A 23690-nucleotide genomic window follows, 5' to 3' on the forward strand; every position below is an offset into this window, starting at 1 on the left:
GAGACTGACATGCGCATCAAATTTGCACTGACCGCTGCTATGGCGGCCGTAATGGCCACAGGCGCCGTGGCTGTACAGGCCCAAGACTTCAAGCCTCGCATCGTGCGCTTTGGCTATGGTCTGGTGGACGACTCCAATCAGGGGCGCGCAGTGCGCATGTTTGCCAAAGAAGTGGAAAAAGCCACTGGCGGCAAGATGAAGGTGCGAGCCATTGGCAATGCATCCCTGGGTTCTGACACCCAGATGCAGCAAGCCCTGATTGGTGGTGCACAGGAAATGATGGTGGGCTCCACAGCAACATTGGTCGGTATCTCGCCGGCCATGGCCGTATGGGATACGCCGTTTCTGTTTACCTCAGCCAAGGAAGCTGATGCTGTGCTGGATGGTGCGGTGGGCGAAAAAATCAAGGCCACTCTGGAGCCCAAAGGCATGGTCGGCTTGGTGTACTGGGAAAACGGTTTCCGCAATCTGACCAACAACAAGCGTCCCATCACCAAGCTTGAAGACCTGGATGGCATCAAGCTGCGGGTGATGCAGAACAATGTTTTCCTGGACAGTTTCAAGGCATTGGGAGCCAACGCTGTGCCACTGCCGTTCTCGGAGCTGTTCACCGCGCTGGAAACCAAGGCAGTTGATGGTCAGGAAAACCCTTTCAACACCGTCATTTCCAGCAAGTTCTATGAAGTGCAAAAGTACCTGACGGTATCCAACCACGTATATAGCCCATGGATCGTCACAGTGAGCAAAAAGTGGTGGGATCAACTCACGCCTGCTGAACAAAAGGTGCTGCAGGATGCTGCCGTCAAGAGCCGAGCCTTCGAACGTGAAGACACCCGCGCCGAAGCTGCCAAGGCGCTGGCTGATATCAAGGCCAAGGGCATGCAAGTCAATGAATTGCCTGCACCGGAAGTTGACCGCATGCGCGCCAAGCTCAATGAAGTCAACAGCGGTATCGCCAAGGCCGTAGGCCAAGATACCTGGGACGGTGTGCAAGCCGCAGTTGCGCAAGTGCGAGGCGCCAAATAAGCGGCTGGATGTTTGAAAGCCCAAGCTGGGGTCGTCATCGTATTGGCCGCTTCAGCGGGCTTTGAAATTTATAGCAAACAAGATAGTTAGCGTCGGTTTATCCGGCGCTCGTAGCCAAAAATTCTCTGAGCCTGCAGCTTGCAGGCGGATCTCTGAAAGCATGGCATGAACACAGCAATTCATCCTGTTCTGGCCCAAGTGACGCGCCGCATCCAGACCCGCAGTGTCAGCACACGTGGCGACTATCTGACGCAGCTGGATGCCATGGCCCAGCGCCCAGCGCGCGTGGCGAATATGGGCTGCGCCAATGTGGCCCATGCACTTGCGGCCTTGCCGGGCAGCGACAAAATCCGCATCGTGGAAGAGAAGGGGGCCAATGTAGGCATCGTCACCGCGTACAACGATGTGCTATCGGCGCATGCGCCTTTTCAGCATTACCCGGACATTCTCAAAGACGAAGCCCGCAAACACGGTGCCACTGCCCAGGTTGCAGGCGGCGTGCCAGCCATGTGTGATGGTGTCACGCAAGGCGCGCCCGGCATGGAACTGAGCCTGTTCAGCCGTGACGCCATTGCGATGAGCACGGCCATTGCTCTGAGCCACGATGTATTTGATGCCGCCATCATGCTGGGCGTTTGCGACAAGATCGTGCCTGGCCTGCTGATTGGTGCTTTGCAGTTTGGACATTTGCCCACCATTTTTGTACCCGCCGGGCCGATGACCTCAGGGCTGTCCAATAGCGACAAGGCCAAGGTACGTGAGCAGGCCGCGCAAGGGCTGGTGGGCCGCAGCGAGCTGCTGGCCGCTGAATCAGCTGCTTACCACAGTGAGGGCACTTGCACCTTCTACGGCACAGCCAATAGCAACCAGATGTTGCTGGAAGCCATGGGCCTGCACGTGCCTGGCACGGCTTTCATCAACCCAGGCCAATTTGCGCGTGAAGTGCTCACGCGAGAAGCGATGCGCACGCTGTTGTCCATCACACCTAAAGGCCGCTCCCACAGCTTCACGCCAATTGGGCGTGTGGTGGATGAACGTTGCATCGTCAATGCCATGGTGGCCTTGCTGGCGACTGGTGGCTCCACCAACCACCTGATCCACTGGGTGGCTGTAGCGCGCGCAGCAGGCATTTTGATTGACTGGAATGATTTCTCGGAGCTTTCTGGCGTTGTACCTTTGCTGGCACGTGTGTATCCGAATGGCAGCGCCGATGTGAATCATTTCCAAGCCGCGGGTGGCCCAGGCTATGTCATTGGTCAACTGTTGCAGGCAGGGCTGATGCATGCCGATGTGCTGACCGTCAAGCCCGAAGGTATTGGTGCTTTTGCGCGTATGCCAGAGGTGCGAGAGGGTGCTCTGTCCTGGCGTTCGGTGGAAACATCGGGGGATCTGGCCGTGTTGCGGCCGGTGAGTGATCCTTTCAGCCCCACAGGAGGGCTGAAGCTGTTGCAAGGCAACTTGGGCCGAAGCGTCATCAAGGTCAGTGCCGTGCCAGAAGACCGTCATGTGATTGAAGCTCCTGCACGCGTGTTTGATTCGCAAGAAGCGCTGCAACAGGCATTCAAGGCGGGAGAGCTGGACCGGGACGTGGTTTGCGTCGTGCGCTGGCAAGGTCCGCGTGCCAATGGCATGCCAGAGCTGCACAAGCTGACGCCGCCACTGGCGGTCCTGCAAGGTAGGGGCTTCAAAGTGGCCTTGGTGACGGATGGACGCATGAGTGGGGCTTCCGGCAAGGTGCCTGCTGCCATTCACCTGTCGCCCGAAGCCTTGGCAGGAGGCCCTTTGGCCAAATTGCGCGATGGTGATTTGGTGCGACTTGATGCCGTGAATGGCAGCTTGAGCGCCCTGGTGCCCGTCGCAGAATGGGAGGCACGCAGCAATGCCACCATGCCAGCTGATCTGACTGCAGCCAACGCGCAGGGCTTTGGCCGCAACCTGTTTACCGCATTTCGCAACAACGCCTTGACCGCGGAAGAAGGAGCATGCACATGGCTCAACCCTTGAACGCACTGACCATCATGCAGGATGCACCGGTCATTCCTGTGATTGTGCTCAACGATGTCGCCCACGCTGTTCCCATGGCTGAGGCATTGGTGGCGGGGGGTATTCGGGTGCTGGAAATCACCCTCCGTACACCGCAAGGGCTGGCCAGCATTGAGGCAATAGCCAAAGCCGTGCCAGAAGCCTGGGTAGGCGTAGGTACGGTGCGCAGTGCTCAGGACGTGCAAGATGCAGTGAACGCAGGCGCGCGCTTTGCAGTCAGCCCGGGATATACCTCAGCCTTGGGACAGAAGTGCCTTGACTTGCATCTGCCCTTGCTGCCCGGTGTTGCCACCAGCAGCGAAATCATGACAGCCCAGGCCGATGGTTTTAATCAGATGAAATTCTTCCCTGCCATGCAAGCTGGTGGCATTCCCATGCTCAAGGCCTGGCAGGGACCATTTGCTGATGTGCAGTTCTGCCCCACGGGCGGTATCAACATTGGCAATGCCGCAGAGTTTCTTGCATTGTCCAATGTGGTGTGCGTGGGGGGCTCATGGCTTTTGCCTGGGCAAACATTGCAAGAAGGCAACTGGCAGCTCATCACCAAGTTAGCTCTGCAGGCATGTGCAATGAAACAATCTCAATAGGCCCCTGCATGTTTAGACCCGCCAACACCACCATTGATACGTCGTTGCTTCGCCTTGTCGTACCCCAGTACTGCCTGCGGCTTCGCGCCTCGTCTCAATCACAAACCTTCGGTTTGCCGGGTAGTGTTAGTGGCTCTTAATATGCTGAGCAGTTACAAGCCTTCAGCTTTTCATCAGAAAGCTGAAGGCTTTTTTTCATATGCTTGGGCGCATTCAACCTCATAGACGTCATGCATTTCAGCACTCTCAAAGCAGCGCAGGCTTATTACGACCGTCAGTACAACGCACGTGCCAGCGTAAAAGATGCGGAGGCTTTGATAGCGCGCTACAGCCAGGCCAGCCAAGCTGCTTTTGCCTTGCCCGGTGCGGTGCGCAACCAGCGTTACAGCCCGAGAGAGAGCGATCTGCTCGACATCTATCTGCCTGCGTCGCACAGCGTGCAGACACACAAAGCGCCGGTTTTCATGTTTATTCATGGTGGCTACTGGCGCGCATTGGGCAAGGACGACTCCGCCTTCATGGCGCCAGCGCTCACCCAGGCAGGGGCGTTGGTGGTAGTTCCAGACTACGACCTGGCACCGGCAGTCACGTTGGATCACATCGTCGATCAAATGCGCCAGGCTTTCGCATGGGTGGTGCGCAACATTGCCATCTATGGTGGCGATGCCAGCAACATCTGCATCTGCGGAAGCTCCGCTGGCGGGCAACTGGTTGGCATGCTGCTGGCCAAAGACTGGCAGCAGAACTATGACTTGCCAGACAATGCCATCCCCGCGTCGGCTCTGGCTTTGAGTGGTCTGTTTGACCTGCAGCCGCTGCTGCACACCCACATCAATGCCTGGATGCAACTCGATGATGCTGCTGCAATGCGCAACAGCCCGCGCTTCTTGCTGCCGGACAGCAGCACCCACAGCCAATGCGAGTTGCGCGTGGCTTGCGGCGTGTTTGAAAGCCGTGAGTTCCACCGTCAATCGAATGAGTTTCTGGCTGCCTGGCAAGCACGCTGTTTACCAGGGCAATGGCTTGAAGCACCGGCTACCAATCATTTCGATCTACCGATGCAGCTGGCAGACATGCAATCGAGCGTGTACCAAAGTGCACTTGAACTCATGGGGCTCGTGCAAACTTGAGCTTGAGCAAGTGTTGCGTATGCGCCAACGCCCACATGGTGCGTCATCCCATTACTCCTCAAAAATGCTGCGCCTGTGTAGGCTTGCGCCCGCGCACGTGCAGCATTTCTGCACATTCAACGCGACTCTAATAAATGATTGAGACATGATCACTGTTGCCCGACGCCACTCTTTCCGAGCCATTGCCGTGGCTGCCGCCTGCGTGGCCACAGCGCCTTTTGCGCAAGCAGACGAACCCATCAAGGTTGGTGTTGCACTGGATATCTCCGGGCCATTTGCCGGCCCGGGAGCAGAAATCCGTGATGGCCTGAATCTGGCTGCCAAGTTGCTGAACAACAAGCTGGGCGGTGTGCCTGCCGAGTTCATTCAGGCCGACACGGCAGGCAATCCTGAAACCGCGCGCCAGGTGACAGACCGTTTTATCAAACGTGAAAAAGTGGACTTCTTCACAGGGCCCGTGGGCTCCAACGTGGTGTTGGCCGTTGGACCCACAGTATTTGGTGCGAAAGTACCTTTTCTCTCAGCCAATCCTGGCCCCAGCCAGTTGGCAGGCAAGCAGTGCAACCCGTACTTCTTTGGCACCAGCTACCAAAATGACGCCATGCACGAAGCCGCTGGCAAGCATGCGGCAGACAAAGGCTACAAGAAAGTGGCTGTGCTTGCGCCCAACTACCCGGCTGGCAAGGATGCGGTCAATGGATTCAAACGTGCCTATGGGCAAGCAGTAGCCGACGAGGTCTACACCAAGGTGGGTCAGCTCGATTTCGCCGCCGAACTGGCGCAACTGCGTTCGGCCAAGCCAGAAGCGGTTTACATCTTCCAGCCTGGTGGCATGGGGATCAACTTCATCAAGCAGTTCATGGGAGCGGGTCTGAACAAAGACATGGTGCTGATCTCTTCCCCATTCACTGCAGATCAGGACATCATCGCCGCAGTGGGTGAGCCCATGGTTGGCATCTACAACGCCTCCAGCTACGCGCACGATCTGGACAACGCTGCCAACAAGCAGTTTGTGGCTGAATTTCAAAAAGCCTATGGCCGCCTGCCGACGCTGTACGCAGCCTTTGCATACGACGTGGTCATGAATATGGATGCCGCAGTCAAAGCAACCGGCGGCAAGGTGACTGACAAAGCTGCCTTGGCCAAGGCCGTGAAGAGCGCCAAGTTCAACTCGGTACGTGGCAATGTCAGTTACGGCAGCAATCAGTTTTTGACTCAGGACTACTACCTGCGCCAGGTGGTGAAGACTGCAGACGGCAAGATCACCAATGCCTTGCAGAGCGGCAAGATCTACACCGCCCACCACGACAGCTACGCTGCCGAGTGCCGCATGCCATAAAGGCGAAACGCTGATGCAAACCATCTACCCCAAAGACTTTACCGGCAGCCGTGCCTGGGAGGCTTTGCCAATTGCCATGTTCACTGGTTCGACCACCGTACGCCTGCATTGGACAGATCAGCCTTACCGCTGGCATGTGAATGACGGCCATGAGGTCTTTGTCGTACTTGACGGTTTGGTGTACATGCACACACGCCAGAACGGGCAAGAGCAGGTGCATCGCCTGCAGGTGGGTGACATCTTTTATGCCCAACCCGGCGACGAGCATGTGGCGCACCCGCAAGGTGCCGCACGCGTGCTGGTCATCGAGCGTGAAGGCAGCGTTTGACGCCCTCTGGCAGCAGCACTTTTTTTGCTCCGTGGTTGTTTGTGCCTAGGCATACTGGGTTTAGGGCTATGGCTTGGTGTTTGGTTTTAAGCAGCGCTTTCGTTGAACTGGGTGCGGTGCCAGTTCTGAACCGTAGGAGGGCGTATGGAAATGATTGGATGGGATGACTTCACACGCGTTGAATTGCGTGTGGGTCAGATTGTGGCTGCAGAGGTGTTTGCGAAAGCCCGTAAACCGGCCTATTTTTTGCAAGTGGACTTTGGCCCTGAACTGGGCATCAAAAAGTCCAGCGCGCAAATCACCGCACATTACCAGCCGCAAGACTTGATTGGCAAACAGGTGGTGGCGGTAATCAACTTCCCCAAAAAGCAGATTGGCCCGGTCATGTCTGAATGTTTGGTCACAGGCTTTCACGACGCCAATGGGGCTGTGGTGCTCTGCGTGTCCGACAAGCCCGCGCCACTGGGCAGCAAGCTGCTCTGAATGTTGTCGGTTATGGATTTTTATGGATAGTGTTTTTTTATTCGAGCAACTGCTGAACGGCCTGGGCTATGGCCTTATGCTGTTTTTGCTCGCGGCGGGTCTCACCCTGGTATTCGGCATCATGGACACGCTCAATTTGGCCCATGGATCGCTATTCATGGCTGGCGGTTATGTCTCTGCCACAGTGCATACGCAAAGTGACTCGTTCCTGCTAGCAATTGCTGCAGGGATTGTGATCACCGTGCTGCTGGCTGTCGTGCTGGAGGCTGTGCTCATTCGCAAGCTCTATGTGCGCGACCACCTCTCTCAGGTGCTTGCCACTTTTGGTGTGGTCCTGATTGCGGACGATGTGGTCAAGGCCATCTGGGGCCCATCGCCCATCATGGCACCAACCCCCGAGGCACTATCCGGGCCGGTTGATCTGTTTGGTTTTCTGCCATATCCCTCTTACCGTCTGTTGATTCTGGCGGCTGGCTTGGGCGCTGCATTGGCACTGTATCTGCTGGTCAACCACACCAAACTGGGCATGTGGGTGCGTGCTGGAGCATCCAACCGCCAAATGGCCGAGTGGATGGGCATTCGTGTCAGCCGTGTATTTGCCGTGGTGTTTGCGGCAGGCGCTGCCTTGGCCGCTCTGGCCGGAGCACTCATGGCCCCCATCAGCGCTGTGCAGGTTGGGATGGGAGAGAGCATATTGATTCCTGCGCTGGTGGTCATTGTGATTGGCGGTATTGGCTCGGTGCGTGGTGCACTGCTTGCAAGCTTGTTGGTGGGCCTGCTGGATACTGCTGGCCGCGCCTTGCTGCCTGCCTTGCTGCGTGAGGTGCTCACCCCATCCTTGGCCGCAGACATTGGCCCCGCCGTGGCCAGCATTGCCATGTATGTCTTGATGGCCGCCGTGCTTTTATTCAAACCCTCGGGCCTGTTTCCGGCGCGTGCTTAAGTGGTGATTCCTGTGTCTGTTTCTTCTGTTTCCACCACCACCACGCCGCCGCCCATCACGCCCAATACCCATTCCCGCTGGGTGGGACATGGTGTGCTGCTGTTTATCACCGCGCTGCTGGCGGTGTTTGCCTGGCTGGCCCCCACGCTGGGGCTGGACTATTACGTAGATTTTGTGCGTCGCATTCTCATTGTCAGCATGGCAGCGCTCAGTTTGAACTTTCTCATTGGCCGTGCGGGTCTTGCTGCCTTGGGCCACGCTGGTTTTGTGGGTGTAGGGGCCTACGCTGTAGTCGCCATGATGGAGAGCGGTTTCAGCAATGCCTGGATTATCTGGCTGGTGGCTGCTGTGGCAGGCTCTGTCATTGCCGGTTTGATCGGTCTGGTGGCTGTGCGTACCAAGGGTGTGTACTTCATCATGATTACGCTGGCTTTTGCGCAAATGCTGTATTACGTGGCCGTGTCACTGCGTGCGTATGGTGGAGACGATGGCTACACCATGTACAGCCCGCTGGTGCTCTTCGAAACAGCAGCTGGCAGCATCAACGCCGAAGGCAACTGGCTATTTGCCATTGTCCTGATTGCACTGTTCACAGTCTTTTTAGCGCAGTCACGCATGGAGCGTTCCTACTTCGGTCGCGCACTGGAAGGCATTCGCGACAACGAAACGCGCATGCAGGCCATGGGTTACCCCACGTTCCGTCTCAAGCTCCTGGCCTTTGCATTGGCCGGTGGCGTTGCGAGTCTGGCCGGGGCCATGCTTGCCACGCAAAACCTGTTTGTCAGCCCATCACTCATGCACTGGAGCCAATCGGCGCTGCTGATTGTCATGGTCGTCATAGGCGGCATCGGCCTCAAGTGGGGAGCGCCATTGGGCGTGGCTGTATGGCTGACACTGGAAGAAGTACTCAAGCTGCATACCGAATACTGGCATGCACCCATGGGCTTGCTGCTGGTGGCTGTGGTGTTTCTTGCGCCGCGTGGATTGTCTGCGCTCTTTCACAAGAAGGAAGCCGCAGCATGAGCCTCTTGAACATTCAGGGACTGGTCAAGCGCTTTGGCGCGCTCACGGCAACCGATCATGTCGACCTGCAAGTAGAGCGTGGCCAAATCCATGCCCTGATTGGCCCCAATGGCGCAGGCAAATCCACGCTGGTGCATTTGATCTCTGGCTTGTTGCCTGCAGACGGCGGTTCTATCAAGCTGGGTGGCTCGGAGCTGATTCATCTTGCTCCGCACCAGCGGGTAGCTGCAGGCCTTTCGCGCTGCTTTCAAATCACCAGTATCTTTCCCAAGCTCAGCGTGGCAGAAAATCTGCTGCTTGCCGTGCAAGCCCACCACAGCAACAGCTTTCGCTGGTTCAAAGTGCGCGATAAGGATGCAGAACTGAAAGCCAAGGCCTGGGATTTGGCCCAACGCGTACAACTGCAGGCTGACTGGCAACGCAGCGCAGGCAGCTTGCCTCATGGCGCACAACGCAAACTGGACGTGGCCTTGGCATTGGCCGCAGCCCCCAAATTGCTATTGCTGGACGAGCCTCTCGCTGGCATGGGCCCTGAAGAGTCTGCGGAGATGACCGCGTTGATTGCCGAGCTACGCACACGCCACCCTGACATGGCGATTTTGCTCATCGAGCACGATATGGACGCGGTGTTTCAGCTGGCAGACCGCATCACCGTGCTGGTCTACGGCAAGGTGCTGTCCGCTGGTACTGCTGCAGAGATTCAGAATGATCCACGTGTGCAAGCCGTGTATCTGGGGCAGGAAGAAGAACACCAGAAACAGGAAGAGGGCATGGCATGAGCAGAAGTTCGGAAACTCCCCTGCTTGAAGTGTGTGGCGTTGAAGCTGGCTATGGTGCCAGTCAGGTGCTATTTGGCGTGGACTTGGTCATTGAGCAGCATCAAGTCGTCAGCTTGCTGGGCCGCAATGGCATGGGTAAATCCACCACCATCAAATGCATCACTGGCGCGCTGCCCGTGCGCAAAGGACAGATACTGTTTGAGGGAAAGGACATTACCAATTTGCCGGCTGACGCAATTGCCCGCCGTGGCATTGCGCTGGTGCCCGAAGGACGGCAATGCTTTCCCAATTTGACGGTGCGTGAGCATTTGGTTGCTTTTGCACGCAAGCCAGATGCAAGGCAGCAAGCGGCCTGGGATTTGCAGCGAATCTATGCGCTTTTTCCGCGCCTCAAAGAGCGAGAGCGTCATATGGGCAATCAGCTATCAGGCGGCGAGCAGCAAATGCTGGCAATTGGCCGGGCTTTATCGACCAATCCCAAACTGTTGATCCTGGACGAGGCAACTGAAGGATTGGCACCTGTGATTAGGGAAGAGATTTGGAAATGCCTAACAAAGCTGAAGACGCAAGGGCAGGCGACTTTGGTGGTGGATAAATACGTTGAAAAAATAATTAAGCTAGTCAATCAAATATGCATATTGGATCGTGGAGTGAGCACTTGGTGCGGCAAATCCAGGAATTTGGACAAGAAACTGATTAACTTCTGAATATGGTCGAAAACAAAACCGCCATCATTATTGCTGCTGGCTCAGGCATGGGCGCAGCCACTGCCCGCAAACTTGCCGCAGACGGCTACCGCATCGGCATTCTGTCTTCCTCCGGAAAAGGGGAAGCGCTGGCCCAAGAACTGGGCGGGGTTGGTGTAACAGGCAGCAATCAAAACCAGGCCGACATTCAAAAATTGATCGATCTGGTCATGGAGCGCTGGGAGCGGGTTGATGTGCTGGTCAATTCGGCAGGCAATGGCCCGCGTGCGCCAGTGCTGGAATTGACAGACGAAGACTGGCACAAGGGTCTGGAAGCTTACTTTTTGAATGTGGTGCGTGCCGCGCGCGTGGTTACGCCAATCATGGTGTCCCAAGGAGGCGGAGCTATCGTAAATATCTCCACCGCCTGGGCGTTTGAGCCTGCAGACTTGTTTCCCACCTCCGCAGTCTCACGTGCAGGGTTGGCCAGCTTTACAAAATTGTTTTGCGATGAATACGGCCCAAAAAATGTACGTATGAACAATGTGTTGCCCGGTTGGATTAATAGTAAACCCGAACAAGAGACGCGAAGAAATGCGGTGCCGATGCAGCGTTACGGTACGGTTGAAGAAGTAGCTGCCACGATTGCCTTTCTGGTGAGCGAAGGCGGTGCCTATATCAATGGCCAGAACATTCGTGTCGATGGTGGCCTGATGCGCTCGGTATTGTAATTGGCCTTCCTCAAATCAAGTTCACTCAGTTTTTCCCAATGCTGTCATGCACCAGCAATTGAGGGATGGCTATTGCAGTAACGGCAGCTTGTTTTGAAAGTTTGCGGCGGCAAAATTGTGCAAAAACACTTTTCCTTGCCAGGCGTTGCGGATGCATTCACGCCATATCTACAGATATGGTTTTTCACAGACCTCAGGCGCTCATACAAGCCTTCGTGATCTTGTGCAATGCACCAATCTTGCGCCTTTGTTGATTGAATAGCGCGTACGCCATGCGTTTGAGGCCCCGCCCATATTCCAACAAGCTGTTTTTTGCTTCGGTGCGCAAGTGGCTGGCAAGCGGCCGAGTTTTTTCCTTTGGGCTTTTGTGGGCGTGGCTGCTTTGTTGCTGCTGTGGTTCTCCCTGCACAGCGCAGAGGCTGACTGATCCTGGTTGGTCAAACGTATCATTTGCAGCGTGATGACGTCCATTTTGTAAAACCTTTCATCCTTTATCCTTTACTTTCAGGCTGGGGCACAGCACGTACATCAGCACCTTCTTCGGCCAGCTTCTGGACTGTTTCCGCCTTATCTTCTGCGTTCACTTCCAGACCTTCTTGCAGGTCGGCATTGGCGGGGTGATATTGCACTTCCAGCAACACAGGAAAGTGATCTGAACCGATAGAGGACAGGCGCGCCACATTCACCACCTGAAAATGGTCGCTGTGAAAGAAATGATCCAGCGGCCAGCGCGCAAAGAAATAGTGGGCGTGAAAGCTGTTGAACATCCCACGTCCCACGCGTGGATCTAGCAAACGACTGATTTTGCGAAACATGCGTGTGGTAGGCGACCATGCCACATCGTTCAAATCGCCGGTGACAATCACCGGGCCTTTCTCTTTCAGCAAGCTTTGTGCAACCAGCAACAGCTCCACATCGCGCTCGGTAGATTCGTCGTTTTCCGTAGGGCTGGGCGGCGCAGGGTGCAGAAAATGCATGCGCACCACCAGCGAGTCGTTTACATGAACGCTGGCGTGGATGCTGGGGACGTCAGGCTCCACCAGATAGCTGATGGTTTCATCGCTAAGCTTGAGGCGAGAGTACACATGCATGCCGTACAGGTTATCCAGTGGACAGGCGATGCGGTACGGATACTCAGCCTCCAGTGGCTGCAACTGCTGCTGCCACCAGGCATCAGTCTCGAGTGTGACCAGCACATCGGGGCGGTGCTTTTGCACCAGATCGATCAGGCCCTGGGCATTGCGGTTAGAGGTAAGCACATTGCTGGCCATGACGCGCAGATGAGGATCTGCAGTGCCGGTGGCTGCATCCATCACTTCGCATTTGTACAGCGGGGTATAAGGCAAGATCCACCAAACCTGATACAGCAAAGTAATCAAAAACACCAGTTGCAGGCTCCATTCCCAATGCCCGGAAAGTGCAGAGCCAGCTGTGACCATGCTGCCTAGCAAAGACAGCAACGCCAGTTGCAAGCGTGGAAAATCCCAGATTCGGATCCACCAAGCCGGATGTTTGAACCAAGGCAAGATGGTGACAGTAATCAGGAAAACAGCCAGAGCCGACAGGCTCCAATGCAAAAACTTCATGAGCAAACAGATGGCACAAAGCAAACATCCTAAATATTCATGAAGTCTTTGTACGTCAGCCAGCAGCCATAAAGCAGCGCCTGGAAACGAAGGCTATCCACTGAACGCAAATGCAACAATAAAGCACCCGCTCTATGCTTCATCCATCAAATGCGCAGCCTGGTTGTGTATGACAGATTCAGAGCGGAAATAGCCCAGCACTGTGGCCACACTCTGGTGACCCGTCAGAGCCATGGTTTCTGCCAAAGGCACGTTGCGTTTACCCGCCTCGGTGACAAAACCAGAACGCAGTGAGTGCGCAGAGAAATCACCTTGCACGCCAGCGAGTTCGCAGCGTTCCTTGACGATGGCACGAATTGCAGGTGCTTGCAAAGGCTCGCCCAGATGGCCGCCTTTACGTATGCGCCGAAAAATGGCTCCTTCGGTGATGCCACTGGCTTGCAGCCATGCCGTCAAAGCCTTGCCTGCAGGACCCAGCACAGGCTTTGTGTTTTCGGGCAGGTCAGCACCGCTTTGGTTGGTTTTGGAGAATGTCAGCTCGTACAGATATTGATCAGGACCAATGTGCCTGAGGTTTTGCATATCTGCACTGCTGACCTCTGATCTACGTCTTCCTCCGCTGCTCCAGGCGAACAAGAGCAGGGCGCGGTCGCGCAAACCTCGCAGGCTGTCATCGCAGGTGGCCAGCAACTGCTGCAGGACATCTTTGGTGATGGCATCCTTTTTTTGAGCACGTTCTCCACGCTTTGCATAAGCCTTGCGCGTGCGGGAAAGCAGCTCGCGCACTTTTTCATCATGACAGGGGTTGGGCAAAGCACGGTTTTGGTGGGCTTTGGACATGACTGCCACACGATGCACCAAGGTGTTATGGGCTGGTGCGCCCAGCTTGGTTTTGCAACCCGACTGCACCAACGCTGCATCTATGGAAGGTGGCAATTCACAACGTAAACCGTAGGGTGTACTGCGCTGGGCATGGTCGGCAATGAACAGCAACACGGTCTCAACGGGTAGCGGCAAGGCAATGGCTTGACCCATGCGGAACTGATGCCAACCAGCCCAGTAACGCATGGCAGTTTGGTAGCTGCGCACCGTATTTTCCGCTTCGCCTTCGCGCAAGAGCTCGCGCAGCGCATTCAGTGTGCTGACGCTCAGCGTGGAGAGATCTTGGGGCGTGATAGCGGTCAATTTCTGGTTTTCGTCTTCCATATCTTGCATTTTTTCTTCAAATAGTATTAAATACTACATGTTATGTATGTTGTTATACAGTTATATTTAATAACTCACGATAACAATCTCTTATCGATGGTAATCTAATTCCTATGCAAGTTACAGCACCAAAAACTCCACGTGGCGTCCAAGAAGCGGATGTCTGGGCCGCAGCAGATGCTTTGTTGGCACAAGGGCATAAGCCAACCATCGAAAAAGTGCGCATGCACATGGGAAGAGGGTCGCCCAACACAGTTGCCCCCATGCTGGACGCCTGGTTCAGCACTCTGGGCGCGCGCCTGGGCCTGAATCAGCAAACGCAGGAGTTGCGCAACTCTGTGCCCACAGAAGTACTTGAGGCTGCACAATCACTTTGGAGCCATGCGCTGCAGCACGCACAAGAAGTGGCTCAACAAACCCTGGAGACGCGAGAAAGAGCCGCAGCTGAGTCAGAAACCAAACTGGAGGCCCTAAAGAGTAGGCTGCAACAAAGAGAAGAGGGCTTGCAGCAGCAGAGAAATGCGATGGATGCAGCGCTAAAGCTGGCTCAAGCGCAGCGTGAGGACTTGTCGCGTCGGCTGGATGAAATGCAGCAACAGTTGACAGAACGAGATCAGTGGCTGGAAAAGCAGCGCGAGGAAATTCTTGAACAGCGCAAAGCCAATGAAGCACTGCGCGAACAACACTCACGTGAACTGGATGCTGCTGCGCAAGAACGCCAACGCTTGGCAGAGCAATTTGCTGGCAACGAACGCCGCATGCTGGCGGACTTGGATCGCAGCCGTCAGGAGGGAGAGAAAGCCAGGAAACAACAGTTGGAGTCCGAACGCGTTGCCGCTGCACGCTACGAAGAGTTGTACAACCGCCATCAAGGTTCCGAGGAAGAATTGTTGAACGCACGTGCAGCACAAATCAACCTGCAACAAGCACTGGACATGGCCAACGAGCGAGTGCAAGAGTTGAAGGGCTTGCTTCAACAAGCAAAAAGTCTTCAGACATTGGAGCTTCAGAGCAACGGAGCGGATACCACCGCAGACAAGTTGCGCAGCAGCCGTTCTTTGCAACGACGCGCTTTAACACAGCGGGCTTTACGTTTGCCGCGTAAATAGCAGAAACAAAGCTGTGACTGAAGATGCCTTGGCAGTGTCTTCAGCTTCCAGGCGTTGTTACACAAGATCCAGCGTGGTGTGTGCTGCCAAAAACACGGTCCACAGCTGTGAATCGATTCAATATAGTTGCCTGGATTCTCCGCTCATTAACTCTGTGCTCAAAGGTTGGAGGCATCGCTCTTTCGCACAGTCGCTTGACACATTTCCTCTTGGTTTTTGCCAAGCTTCATGGATGATTGCGACTTCACAGCTTTCAACTGCTTTGCCTCAAAAGTCTGCAGGCTTCAACCGATGCATTGAGATGTTTACAGACACCACACCCTTTGTGGTCTCGTGCAGTCTGAAGTGAAAATTGAGTGCTGACCACAAGACTGTTTTGTCAAAAAAAGAGAACCAAGCACAGAAAACAAGCCAACCAAGCCTGTGATCGGAGCTTTGTGGTTTTTTGGTGCTTGCTCATGGAGGCTTGGTCTACCTATGATCGCCACAACAAAAAAGGGAGTGGTGGTATGGGAATTCAAGATCCAGATCACTGGAGGGTGGATGAATTTGATCAACCTTATCAGCGTTCTTTCAGGCGCCGTCCTAGCTTCGCAATGAAGATCTTGGTGCGGTCTATTTGGACATTGGCATTGCTTGCAGTCATCTACTTCTTATATTTGGAACTAGGAAAACAGGCCATATCATTGGTGACGAACATTGTTCCGGTTCCAAGTAAACCAGTGGCAACGGCTACGCCTACCAATCACGACGAAGCAATCAAGCAATTCCAGCAACAGGAACAGACAGAACTTTTGCGACAACAAGCAAATAGGGAAATTGCCTGGCGAAAATTTTTCACGCCTGCACCAGAGTGTTTAGATGACGCCACAGTGGAATGTGCCAATGCTTATATCAAGGCTAAGCGCAAATTTGATGAGCAATACAACGGTTGAATGGAACGTTTCCTGTTTTGTCGACTGCCTTCAAGCTCAGAGACTGGGGCTTTCCCTTTTGCGCTGGAGGCTCTTGAAATGAAAGTTGTCCCCAGTTGATAGATCGATTGCGCCCTGAACAACAACATCGGCCTATGTGCATCGATGGAGGAACAGGGGAATGCTTGTCTCGGTGTCATGCTATCTGCAAAAGCGATTTAACATAATATACATGCTGTCACAGTTTTGAGAAATGCTTGCTACAGCAGCAGTAGCAGCACCACTTGCGCTTGCAAGTGCTCCGGCGAGGGCGGCTCCAGTGATGAACTTGCGCACCATGCGCGATTTGCACGCGCTTTCACGCTCACTTTCGAGCGCTGCAATCACGATCCATTTTTCTGCTGCTTCGCCCAATTCTTCGGCTAATGCACCAGCGATAGCGGGGCTTAAATTGCCTCGAAATTTTGCTGTGTGAAGCACTGTTCTCGTGAGCCCTAATTTCTTGTGCCAGTAGGGCGCTGGGTGCAACTCTAAAGCCTTGTCTAGCAGGTCCATCGTTGTTTGCATAGGTGTGCCTCCAAGTGTTGCTCAAATGTATTCATCATGAATTCATTTGTGTATTCAAAGTGAATTCATTTTAGGCTCCGTGGTGAATTCAATGTGAATTCATCATAGGAGCAAACATGATTCAAATCTCGGTGAAGTCGACCGAAGTCCGCAACCAGCGCGGCACTGGCAAAACCTCTGGCAAAGCCTACGACCTGAATTTTCAGACCGTCTGGGCGCATACCTCGGATCGCAATGGCAATCCGAATCCGTACCCTGAGAAAGTGGAAATCATCTTGGAGAAAAACGAGCAGGGCGCTGCATTGTTCTATCCAGTTGGTGAATACACATTGGCTCCAAATTCGGTCTACGTGGATCGAAGCGGCAATCTGAGCATAAGCCCCCGGCTGATTGCTTTGAAGCCTAAAGCTGCTGCGGCGGCTTAAGGGGCAATCATGGAACACGCAGCGCGTGAAGCCATTGCAGAAGGGGCCTTGCTGTCTCTTCTTGCTCAATTCAATGGTGCGCACGATATCAAGGCGGATCGTGTGACCGTATCTCTCACAACTGGCTCAGACGGTGGTTGCTTCACTGATGTGACCTATTGGGCCGGTGATGTGCCAGTAGGCGGGGAGGGCTTCTGATGATCGTATTGATCACGGCACGCCCCGGTGAAGGCATGACCCTATCGACCCTATTCGGTCGCCTTGCTCCCGTCCCAGACTCTTTGCGTTTTGGTCAATCCAACGGCGCAAAGCAGCTTGAAGCCCTGCGTGCTCGTGCGCAGTGGCTGGATTTTCCACCTCGTGGGCGTGAACTGCCTCCTGACTACGACCGTCAATGCTTTGACATCGCTTGTCGTCTGCGAGAGCAGGGCAATTACTTGATTCAAACAGGGGTTCGGTGATGTTTGAACTTGATTTCTGGATGGGCATTTCTTTTGCCATTGTTCTGGTTATTGGCTTGCGCATGGTGTTCGGTTTTATCTCCCAGCGGCCAATCAATTATTCGAGAACAAGTACTCCTCGCTCTGACACGCCAAAGCCTTCTGACTATCCGTTTGGTGGTGAGGGCTTCTGATGTACAAGCGCCAGCACCGTTTTGACCAAGACAAACACGCTATGCCATTTCAACCATGGCAGGTGTCGCGCCGCATGGGCTTCGCATTCGATGAAATGCGCGGTCGCATGGCGGTCGGCCAAGACGAAGAGCAGGGCGCTCGCATGGACTGTCTTCGCGGCGTAGCCGCGGGGCTTGTCTCAGTTTCAACAACTTGCAAGGAGGGGGAATTTAAGAATTTCTCTGAGTTGCTAGGTGAAGCTGAGACCGTAGAGATAGATAAAAACATTGCCCGAATTACACGCTTGCGCAAGTCATTGGGCGTTGCGGCCAAGTGCCTGCATAACTTGGGTGCCCGCAATCAGCGCATCTGGATGCAGACGCTGACGTATCGCGGTGATAACGACGCTTGGCGTGCAGAACACATCAGCCGGTATCTCGATGGCTTGCGAAAGTGGCATTACAGCCGCACGGGTAGCAAAAAAGTCCGCTATGTCTGGTGTGCAGAACTACAGAAGCGCGGCGTTATTCATTACCACGTGATTCTTTGGCTGGATCACGCGTTAACCCCTCCAATGGCTGATCGTCCTTGGAAAAACCGGGGGCGATGGGAGCCACCCATGTGGCGGCATGGCATGTCGAACCGTTTGGAGTCGTTCGCGCCAGTGGCTTACATCATGAATTACGCCAAAAAGATTGAACAAAAAAACATTGGCAATTTTCCACGGGGTGCACGCATTCATGGTTGTGGTGGCTTGGACGTTACTGGTCGCGGTATTCGCCGCTGGGTTATGTGGCCTGCGTATGTGCAGGGGAATGCTGAAGTCGGTGAGCGCTGGAGACCTGCGAAAGGCGGCGGATATGAAAACGCTTCAACTGGCGAAATCCTCCTTGCTGAATTTGCACCAACAGGCAGCAGTTTTACGCGCTTTGTCCGGGTGCGGCGGCATCCGAGAGCGATAGATGCAGCAGGGCCTTTTAACTGGTTTAACCCATTGGATGCAGACGCCTCTATGCGTCCAGTGATTCATTAATTGAGGCAGAGGAAAAAATTATGTTCTCTCAAACTTTGGGCGTTGCCCGTAAATATGGCAGCAAGCTGGCCGCTGCTGGTACTTCGCTGGCTGTGTCTGGTGCCGTCATGGCTCAAGAGGCTCCGTCTTGGCTGGATACAGCGAAAGAAAAAGCCACGGAAAACGGTACTGCTGTTGTCGCGGTGGTCGGTGCTATCGCTCTCGCTGGCCTCGCAATCTGGGGTGCAAAGTGGGGCGCTCGCAAACTCGGCTTCCTGTAATCGGGTAGCGCCATGGACGATCAGCAAACAACTGAGGCAACCACTCAGGCGGTGCTGGTCGTCCAGCCAGCGCCTCCCAGTGAGCAAGACAGGCAGGACATGGACACCCTTACGGGGATCATCCTCGCAATGTGCATCCCTGTTTATCTGCTCAAGCTCGCTATCCGACAACTGAGCCTAGACCATGACTAGTCATGTCAAATCCTCTCGATTACATGTACGCCGCTGGCTGTTGTTTCCTTATCTGGTGCTTGCTGCGGTAGGTGCGAATGCGGCTGATGTGCCGATCCCTAAACCTGCTAACGGGGCTGTCTCTCACCCCAATACGCTTGAGTACAAAAAGACAGGTAACACATACACGTGGAACCCTGTCGGTACAACAACACCTCCCGGCTCCGGTACTGTCTCTTTTCCAAGTACGACAACGGTTTCAGATGTAGAGCCAAAGGTAACGACAAAGGGTGACCTGCCTTACAAGCACAAAGGTGGCTCAGGGGCAAAAGTCGTTATCTCAAAAGGTATTGACAAGAAAAAAGTAGCTGCAGCTGCGGCGGCTGCACTTGCTGCCGCGGCTTCTGTAAAAGTTAAACCCGGCAATCCCTATGTGATGCTTGCTGCTGTTTCTTGCACATTGCTTTGTATGTATGCAATTGATGCGGTTGAGCATTGGGGTGAAACCCGTGTGCAGGTTAATGATGATGGAACTGTCGGTCTACCGATCACAGACCCTGCTGCAATTCTCTCGACTGGCTATGAGTACAAATCTGGTGGTGATTCATGGTTTCCTTCTCCTGAAATGGCATGTCAAGCAAGTGCTGGGCAGCGTGTTTCAGGCGGTTCAAGTCACTACAGGTACGAAAGTACCAATAATCCTTATTGCATTCTCTCTGTCATTAGTAAGGACGGGGAATATCTAGGTTCAAACTCGTTTTCCATTTCTGCGCAGAAATCCTTTTGCGCTAAAGGAAACTACGTCATTAACGGCGGCTGCGTCGTTGAAGCACCTACAACAGTTGACCCAATAGATGATTACTTTGAGCGTCAGTTGAATGACCGCCCTTGGTCTGAGGTTGCGGCTGTTGTAGCTGCTGCTGCAATAGCGGAAGGCGTCAACGTTTATACGGATGGTACGGGTACGACGATCACGGGGCCAGCCACTGTACCCATCGGGGTTACTGAGTCAAGCTGGCCCGTTAACGTGCTGCCCGGTACAACGACACCAGCTCCAGCGGGTCATACTGGCCCTACAGACTCGGGTACGCAGACAACAACAACAACGACAACTGCAACCAACACTTTTAGCCCCGGTTCATCCTCTGGTTCGTCTGGCTCTTCGGGCTCCTCCGGCTCTGGCCCGTCTATGACGACAACTCAAAAAACAGAGACTAAAACAAGCGTCACAAACAACATCACGAACAACACAAGCACAAGCGTTACAACAAACATCACAGAGACTGACGACACCCCAGACGAACCTGATTCCGACTTCTGCGAGAAGCATCCAGATTCACTGGCTTGTGCCGAAGCTGACACGCCAGATGACGAGGTGCCGACGGATCAGATTGTCCTGAGCTACGACTACGAAAGTCTGTTTGGTAATGGCTCTTGTCCCTCAGTCGATGCGGTCACATTCATGGGCAAACAAGTGCATGTTGTCGACATGCCAGCGCTGTGTAGCAACGTCCAAAACTATATGCAGCCCTTCTTGATTGCGTCTGCACTGCTCATTGCAATGATGATCTTTGCTGGTGGAGTTCGTGGCTCATGAAACTAGGTACTTTTCTGCTCTCTTTGGTTGAGCCGATTGCTGGCCGCATTCTCATGGCGCTCGGCATGACCGTTGTGTCATTCATCGGTTTCACTGCTGCGTTCGATCAGCTCAAGTCGCAAATGATCTCTAGCGTTAACCGCATTCCCGCGCCTGCGCTGGAACTGTTTCTGCTTGCTGGCGGTGGCGAAGCCATCAGCATCATCGTCGCGGCCATCGCGTTCAGGGTCGTTCTTTGGCAAGCAATGAATGCCAAGAAAATCATTGGAGCTAATCCGTCATGATCACTCTGATTACTGGAACGCCGGGGGCCGGTAAGACCCTCTACACAATCTCAGACATCATTAAAAAGCTTATCGGTACTCAGGTTGTTGAGCTTGATGACAACGAAAACGAGATCATCCATGACCGCGTTATTTTCACAAACATCAATGGCTTGAAGCTTGAGCATGAGCTGATTGATGGTCGTGCTGATGGCGGCTTGAATAACTGGCAAGAGTGGGCACAGCCGGGTGCACAAATCATTTTCGATGAGGTGCAAAAAGTCTGGCCGATTCGCCCTAATGGTTCAAAGGTTCCTGACTATATTCAGGCGCTGGATACGCACCGGCACATGGGCGTTGACTTTGTGTTGATGACGCAAACCATCAACAATATGGATCGGCATTTGCAGGGGTTGGTCGGTCGCCATCTGCATATTCGCCGTATCGGGAACTTGCCTTTTGCGATCATCTACGAATGGGATCACTGCTCACGGTCTTTGATGTATTCAAAGGCTTTTAGCAAGAAGGCTTGGTTCTACAACAAGCGCGATTTCAAGCTGTACAAGAGTGCCCGCGTTCACACGAAAGTCGAGCGCAAGCCTCCAACGCTTATCTATCTTTTCCTTGCGTCCTTGCTCGGCCTTTTCTGGCTGGCACCGCTGGCATGGTCGAAGTTCTCGGCGGTCTTCGATCCTGAGCAAGTTGAGATTGCGCAGGCTGCATCTTCAACGCCTACGGTAGCTTCATCTCCAGTCCAGGCAGAAAAGCGTGTTTCTACCTCACAGCCGAAAGCTACAGAGGCTCAACCTCCTGCACCGGTTCTGTCTGGCTGTATCTCTACTGCTGACCGCTGCCTTTGCTTCACTGACAAGGGCGAACAAGTGCAGCCTGAACCCGGTTATTGCCAGTCACATACGGCTCCGCCAAAAGTGCTGCTCTCGGGCGGTAGTGTTGATTGGTATCCCGACCCTGTGCCGCCAGTTGACCCGCCGCAGCCTGAATGGACGGGCACCGTCATAGGTACTCAAAAAGGATGGCTGTTTTGAGTGCGCGCATGCCTTATTTGGGGCCTGTAGTCAGCAGTTCGCCCTTTCTCGCACGCTTACCCGTCGATGTGCTCACAGCGTGTTTTGTGCGTCTGGCCATTGCTTCCAGCTTTCACTTGATGAAACTCTGCCTCTTCGTTGCTCTTGCTCTCGCGCAGGCTTTATCCGCGTGTCGCTACGTCTGTTCTAGCGATGCCTTTGCTACGTGCTGATAAACACGGTATTTGGCGCTTTAGCGCTTTGCTGCCGGTTGTGCCGAATGTGAACGGGATAAGCATAGCGGGCAGTGCGCTTAAATTCCCCCTGCGAAAGCGATCGTTAGTCGTTACACCGATTGGGACGGGGCGAACTGTGACGACATGATGTGGAGATGCTGTACGCAGACCTAGCAAGGGTGGGCAAGCTTGCGCCGCACGCCCGCTGCTAGGTCAAGTACAGCCGATGCACTTACAAGTGTCATTGGTTGCAATGGCTCAACAGCCACTGCTGCTAGAGCGCGGTTCTCGCTTGCGAGAATTCGTCCATTCAACCATGATCCTCCTATAAAGCGGGAGGAAGCATGGGAATACAGGATCGTGATTACTGGCATGAGAGACAGAGAGAGCAAGAAGGTTTGCCTCCACGTCGAGAACCGTCATTTGAGGAGCCCAAAAGACGTATTCGCATACTTGATGAAGTACGCGCTCCCGCAAGGCTTAAATCTCGCTCTCTAGATAATTTCTTCAAAGTAATACTTCTTTTTGCAGCGTTCTTTGTACTAGCTTTGCTTGGCTATCGTTGGTATGTGACGACATTAGTTAAAGATGCCATAGGTATTGCAACGGGCGCAGTAGAGCAAATGACTGCTAATCAGGCACAAATTAGCGCAAGAATTAACGCACAAGCTGCTGAGCAAAGGAAGAAACAAGAGGCAGAGAAATTGCTTCTTATTCAAAAAGCCAATGAAGAAAGGGCTTTGCAGCTTCGGCTTCAGGTAGAGCATGACGAACGTGTCAGAAAACGTGAAGCGGCTTTCAAGCGCTTCTACCAACCATCTCAGGCATGCATGAACGAAGCTAGCGTGGAATGTGCTAATGCTTTTATCAGAGCACAGCGTGCATTCAATGAGCAATACAAAGACTAGCGCACATCGTAAAACGGGCCGTTTGCTGCTTGATCGACTTCCGCTAGTGCTTTTTCTAGCGAGTGCATACGCTGTTTGAGCTTCAAGTTTTGGCGCTTGAGCATCTGGTTTTCCTGAAATTGCAGCCGTCCCCAATTGACTGCATCGCAATTTGCGGCTGATTGCCCCCAAACAGTCTCCCAAAACAGGGCCAACATAACCAAGCGCGGCGCTTGGCCTTTGAGCCTATATTTGCGCAATGTTTGGGGTGATATTTCCAAGAATTTGGCTATTTGTGCGTCGCTACTTGCGATGTTGTCGAGCATCGTTAGCAAGTGCGGAAACTGTGCCGGTCGGGGTGCTTTGAACATGCACAACACATGCCATGTTATGCAGCTTTAGACGTGCTGAAAAATAGGGCTTTGGGGAAGCTGTTTTTGCGGTTAAATCTGCTCCAAAAGCGATTTAACATAATATACATTGTATTTAAATAAGAAACGCATGCGTCTGCGTCGCCATGACCCGGATTCCCGCGCCCAGCTTGCTTTTAGGTTCAAGGCCATGTACCTGTCCTTGGGCATGGATCTGCCCGCTTGTGCGAAGTATCTGCACATCACCGAGCGCACTTTGCATAACTGGCTAAGCGGCAAGCACGACATTCCTTTTGCCACTTACAAGTTACTTCGATTGCTCAACTAC

General features: G+C 53.9%; 29 protein-coding genes. 25 read left to right on the forward strand and 4 right to left on the reverse strand.

All coding sequences use genetic code 11. From position 1 onward, the window contains the following. Window positions 1-9 precede the first annotated feature (9 nt). The 12 genes from QEP11_RS06405 (at window position 10) to QEP11_RS06460 (ending at window position 11098) form a co-directional block, all read left to right on the forward strand. Window positions 10-1026: a TRAP transporter substrate-binding protein gene (locus QEP11_RS06405; RefSeq protein WP_284335812.1), complete on the forward strand. Its 1017-nt coding sequence runs from the start codon at window positions 10-12 to the stop codon at window positions 1024-1026. Window positions 1027-1191: 165 nt separating this feature from the next. Then, window positions 1192-3030 carry a phosphogluconate dehydratase gene (gene edd, locus QEP11_RS06410; protein WP_284335813.1) on the forward strand — a complete coding sequence of 613 codons (1839 nt, stop codon included), beginning with the start codon at window positions 1192-1194 and terminating at the stop codon, window positions 3028-3030. Next, window positions 3015-3656 carry a bifunctional 4-hydroxy-2-oxoglutarate aldolase/2-dehydro-3-deoxy-phosphogluconate aldolase gene (eda, locus tag QEP11_RS06415; protein WP_284335814.1) on the forward strand — a complete coding sequence of 214 codons (642 nt, stop codon included), beginning with the start codon at window positions 3015-3017 and terminating at the stop codon, window positions 3654-3656. The genes edd and eda overlap by 16 nt, the downstream gene beginning before the upstream one ends. A 230-nt stretch (window positions 3657-3886) precedes the next feature. Then, a complete protein-coding gene (locus tag QEP11_RS06420) occupies window positions 3887-4786 on the forward strand; it encodes an alpha/beta hydrolase (RefSeq protein ID WP_284335815.1) in 900 nt (299 codons plus the stop codon). A gap of 145 nt (window positions 4787-4931) precedes the next feature. Continuing rightward, window positions 4932-6125: an ABC transporter substrate-binding protein gene (locus QEP11_RS06425; RefSeq protein ID WP_284335816.1), complete on the forward strand. Its 1194-nt coding sequence runs from the start codon at window positions 4932-4934 to the stop codon at window positions 6123-6125. 13 nt (window positions 6126-6138) lie between these two features. After that, window positions 6139-6453 (forward strand): cupin domain-containing protein, encoded by a 315-nt coding sequence (locus QEP11_RS06430; RefSeq protein WP_284335817.1) that lies wholly within the window; start codon window positions 6139-6141, stop codon window positions 6451-6453. Between the two features lie 144 nt (window positions 6454-6597). Beyond that, window positions 6598-6936, forward strand: coding sequence for a tRNA-binding protein (locus QEP11_RS06435; protein WP_284335818.1), 339 nt, complete (start codon window positions 6598-6600; stop codon window positions 6934-6936). Between the two features lie 22 nt (window positions 6937-6958). Continuing rightward, window positions 6959-7879 carry a branched-chain amino acid ABC transporter permease gene (locus QEP11_RS06440; protein WP_284335819.1) on the forward strand — a complete coding sequence of 307 codons (921 nt, stop codon included), beginning with the start codon at window positions 6959-6961 and terminating at the stop codon, window positions 7877-7879. A 12-nt stretch (window positions 7880-7891) separates the two neighbouring features. Continuing rightward, window positions 7892-8902, forward strand: coding sequence for a branched-chain amino acid ABC transporter permease (locus tag QEP11_RS06445; RefSeq protein ID WP_284335820.1), 1011 nt, complete (start codon window positions 7892-7894; stop codon window positions 8900-8902). After that, window positions 8899-9681, forward strand: a complete 783-nt coding sequence (locus QEP11_RS06450) for an ABC transporter ATP-binding protein (protein ID WP_284335821.1) — start codon at window positions 8899-8901, stop codon at window positions 9679-9681. Before QEP11_RS06445 ends, QEP11_RS06450 begins: the two co-directional genes overlap by 4 nt. After that, window positions 9678-10388, forward strand: coding sequence for an ABC transporter ATP-binding protein (locus tag QEP11_RS06455; RefSeq protein ID WP_284335822.1), 711 nt, complete (start codon window positions 9678-9680; stop codon window positions 10386-10388). Before QEP11_RS06450 ends, QEP11_RS06455 begins: the two co-directional genes overlap by 4 nt. A 2-nt stretch (window positions 10389-10390) precedes the next feature. Next, the gene (locus tag QEP11_RS06460; RefSeq protein WP_284335823.1) at window positions 10391-11098 is read left to right on the forward strand and encodes an SDR family oxidoreductase; all 708 of its coding nucleotides are present in this window, start codon (window positions 10391-10393) and stop codon (window positions 11096-11098) included. 491 nt (window positions 11099-11589) lie between these two features. Here QEP11_RS06460 and QEP11_RS06465 read toward each other — a convergent pair whose 3' ends face one another. After that, entirely contained in the window at window positions 11590-12684 is a 1095-nt protein-coding gene (locus QEP11_RS06465) for an endonuclease/exonuclease/phosphatase family protein (RefSeq protein ID WP_284335824.1), read from the reverse strand. A gap of 132 nt (window positions 12685-12816) precedes the next feature. After that, window positions 12817-13890: a site-specific integrase gene (locus tag QEP11_RS06470; protein WP_284335825.1), complete on the reverse strand. Its 1074-nt coding sequence runs from the start codon at window positions 13888-13890 to the stop codon at window positions 12817-12819. Window positions 13891-14003: 113 nt separating this feature from the next. Here QEP11_RS06470 and QEP11_RS06475 point away from each other — a divergent pair, with 113 nt between their 5' ends. Then, entirely contained in the window at window positions 14004-14999 is a 996-nt protein-coding gene (locus tag QEP11_RS06475; protein WP_284335826.1) for a DNA-binding protein, read from the forward strand. 458 nt (window positions 15000-15457) lie between these two features. Continuing rightward, on the forward strand, window positions 15458-15934 hold the full coding sequence (locus QEP11_RS06480) for a hypothetical protein (protein WP_284335827.1): 477 nt from the start codon (window positions 15458-15460) through the stop codon (window positions 15932-15934). A 180-nt stretch (window positions 15935-16114) separates the two neighbouring features. Here the strand turns inward: QEP11_RS06480 and QEP11_RS06485 are convergent, their stop codons facing one another. Beyond that, window positions 16115-16480 (reverse strand): hypothetical protein, encoded by a 366-nt coding sequence (locus QEP11_RS06485; protein WP_284335828.1) that lies wholly within the window; start codon window positions 16478-16480, stop codon window positions 16115-16117. 116 nt (window positions 16481-16596) lie between these two features. On the opposite strand from QEP11_RS06485, the gene QEP11_RS06490 reads away from it, so the two are divergent. From QEP11_RS06490 to QEP11_RS06535, 10 genes are all read left to right on the forward strand, one after another. After that, window positions 16597-16905, forward strand: a complete 309-nt coding sequence (locus QEP11_RS06490; RefSeq protein WP_284335829.1) for a single-stranded DNA-binding protein — start codon at window positions 16597-16599, stop codon at window positions 16903-16905. 9 nt (window positions 16906-16914) lie between these two features. Next, window positions 16915-17103, forward strand: a complete 189-nt coding sequence (locus tag QEP11_RS06495) for a hypothetical protein (protein ID WP_284335830.1) — start codon at window positions 16915-16917, stop codon at window positions 17101-17103. After that, window positions 17103-17366 (forward strand): hypothetical protein, encoded by a 264-nt coding sequence (locus QEP11_RS06500; protein WP_284335831.1) that lies wholly within the window; start codon window positions 17103-17105, stop codon window positions 17364-17366. The genes QEP11_RS06495 and QEP11_RS06500 overlap by 1 nt, the downstream gene beginning before the upstream one ends. Then, window positions 17366-17539 carry a hypothetical protein gene (locus QEP11_RS06505; RefSeq protein ID WP_284335832.1) on the forward strand — a complete coding sequence of 58 codons (174 nt, stop codon included), beginning with the start codon at window positions 17366-17368 and terminating at the stop codon, window positions 17537-17539. The genes QEP11_RS06500 and QEP11_RS06505 overlap by 1 nt, the downstream gene beginning before the upstream one ends. 62 nt (window positions 17540-17601) lie before the next feature. After that, on the forward strand, window positions 17602-18552 hold the full coding sequence (locus QEP11_RS06510; RefSeq protein WP_284335833.1) for a rolling circle replication-associated protein: 951 nt from the start codon (window positions 17602-17604) through the stop codon (window positions 18550-18552). Between the two features lie 20 nt (window positions 18553-18572). Next, window positions 18573-18812, forward strand: coding sequence for a hypothetical protein (locus QEP11_RS06515; protein WP_284335834.1), 240 nt, complete (start codon window positions 18573-18575; stop codon window positions 18810-18812). A 184-nt stretch (window positions 18813-18996) separates the two neighbouring features. Beyond that, on the forward strand, window positions 18997-20580 hold the full coding sequence (locus QEP11_RS06520) for a hypothetical protein (protein WP_284335835.1): 1584 nt from the start codon (window positions 18997-18999) through the stop codon (window positions 20578-20580). Beyond that, on the forward strand, window positions 20577-20864 hold the full coding sequence (locus tag QEP11_RS06525) for a DUF2523 family protein (protein ID WP_284335836.1): 288 nt from the start codon (window positions 20577-20579) through the stop codon (window positions 20862-20864). Before QEP11_RS06520 ends, QEP11_RS06525 begins: the two co-directional genes overlap by 4 nt. After that, window positions 20861-21889 carry a zonular occludens toxin domain-containing protein gene (locus QEP11_RS06530; RefSeq protein ID WP_284335837.1) on the forward strand — a complete coding sequence of 343 codons (1029 nt, stop codon included), beginning with the start codon at window positions 20861-20863 and terminating at the stop codon, window positions 21887-21889. Before QEP11_RS06525 ends, QEP11_RS06530 begins: the two co-directional genes overlap by 4 nt. 559 nt (window positions 21890-22448) lie before the next feature. Beyond that, window positions 22449-23012: a hypothetical protein gene (locus QEP11_RS06535; RefSeq protein ID WP_284335838.1), complete on the forward strand. Its 564-nt coding sequence runs from the start codon at window positions 22449-22451 to the stop codon at window positions 23010-23012. On the opposite strand, the gene QEP11_RS06540 is transcribed toward QEP11_RS06535, so the two are convergent. Beyond that, window positions 23009-23317: a hypothetical protein gene (locus QEP11_RS06540; RefSeq protein ID WP_284335839.1), complete on the reverse strand. Its 309-nt coding sequence runs from the start codon at window positions 23315-23317 to the stop codon at window positions 23009-23011. The two genes, QEP11_RS06535 and QEP11_RS06540, sit on opposite strands and share 4 nt — an antisense overlap. A 175-nt stretch (window positions 23318-23492) precedes the next feature. Here QEP11_RS06540 and QEP11_RS06545 point away from each other — a divergent pair. Continuing rightward, window positions 23493-23690: helix-turn-helix domain-containing protein (locus tag QEP11_RS06545; RefSeq protein WP_284335840.1), on the forward strand; the 198-nt coding region annotated here is incomplete at its 3' end.

The sequence above is a fragment of the Comamonas halotolerans genome, assembly GCF_030162935.1.
GTDB classification, from domain to species: Bacteria; Pseudomonadota; Gammaproteobacteria; order Burkholderiales; family Burkholderiaceae_C; genus Comamonas; species Comamonas halotolerans.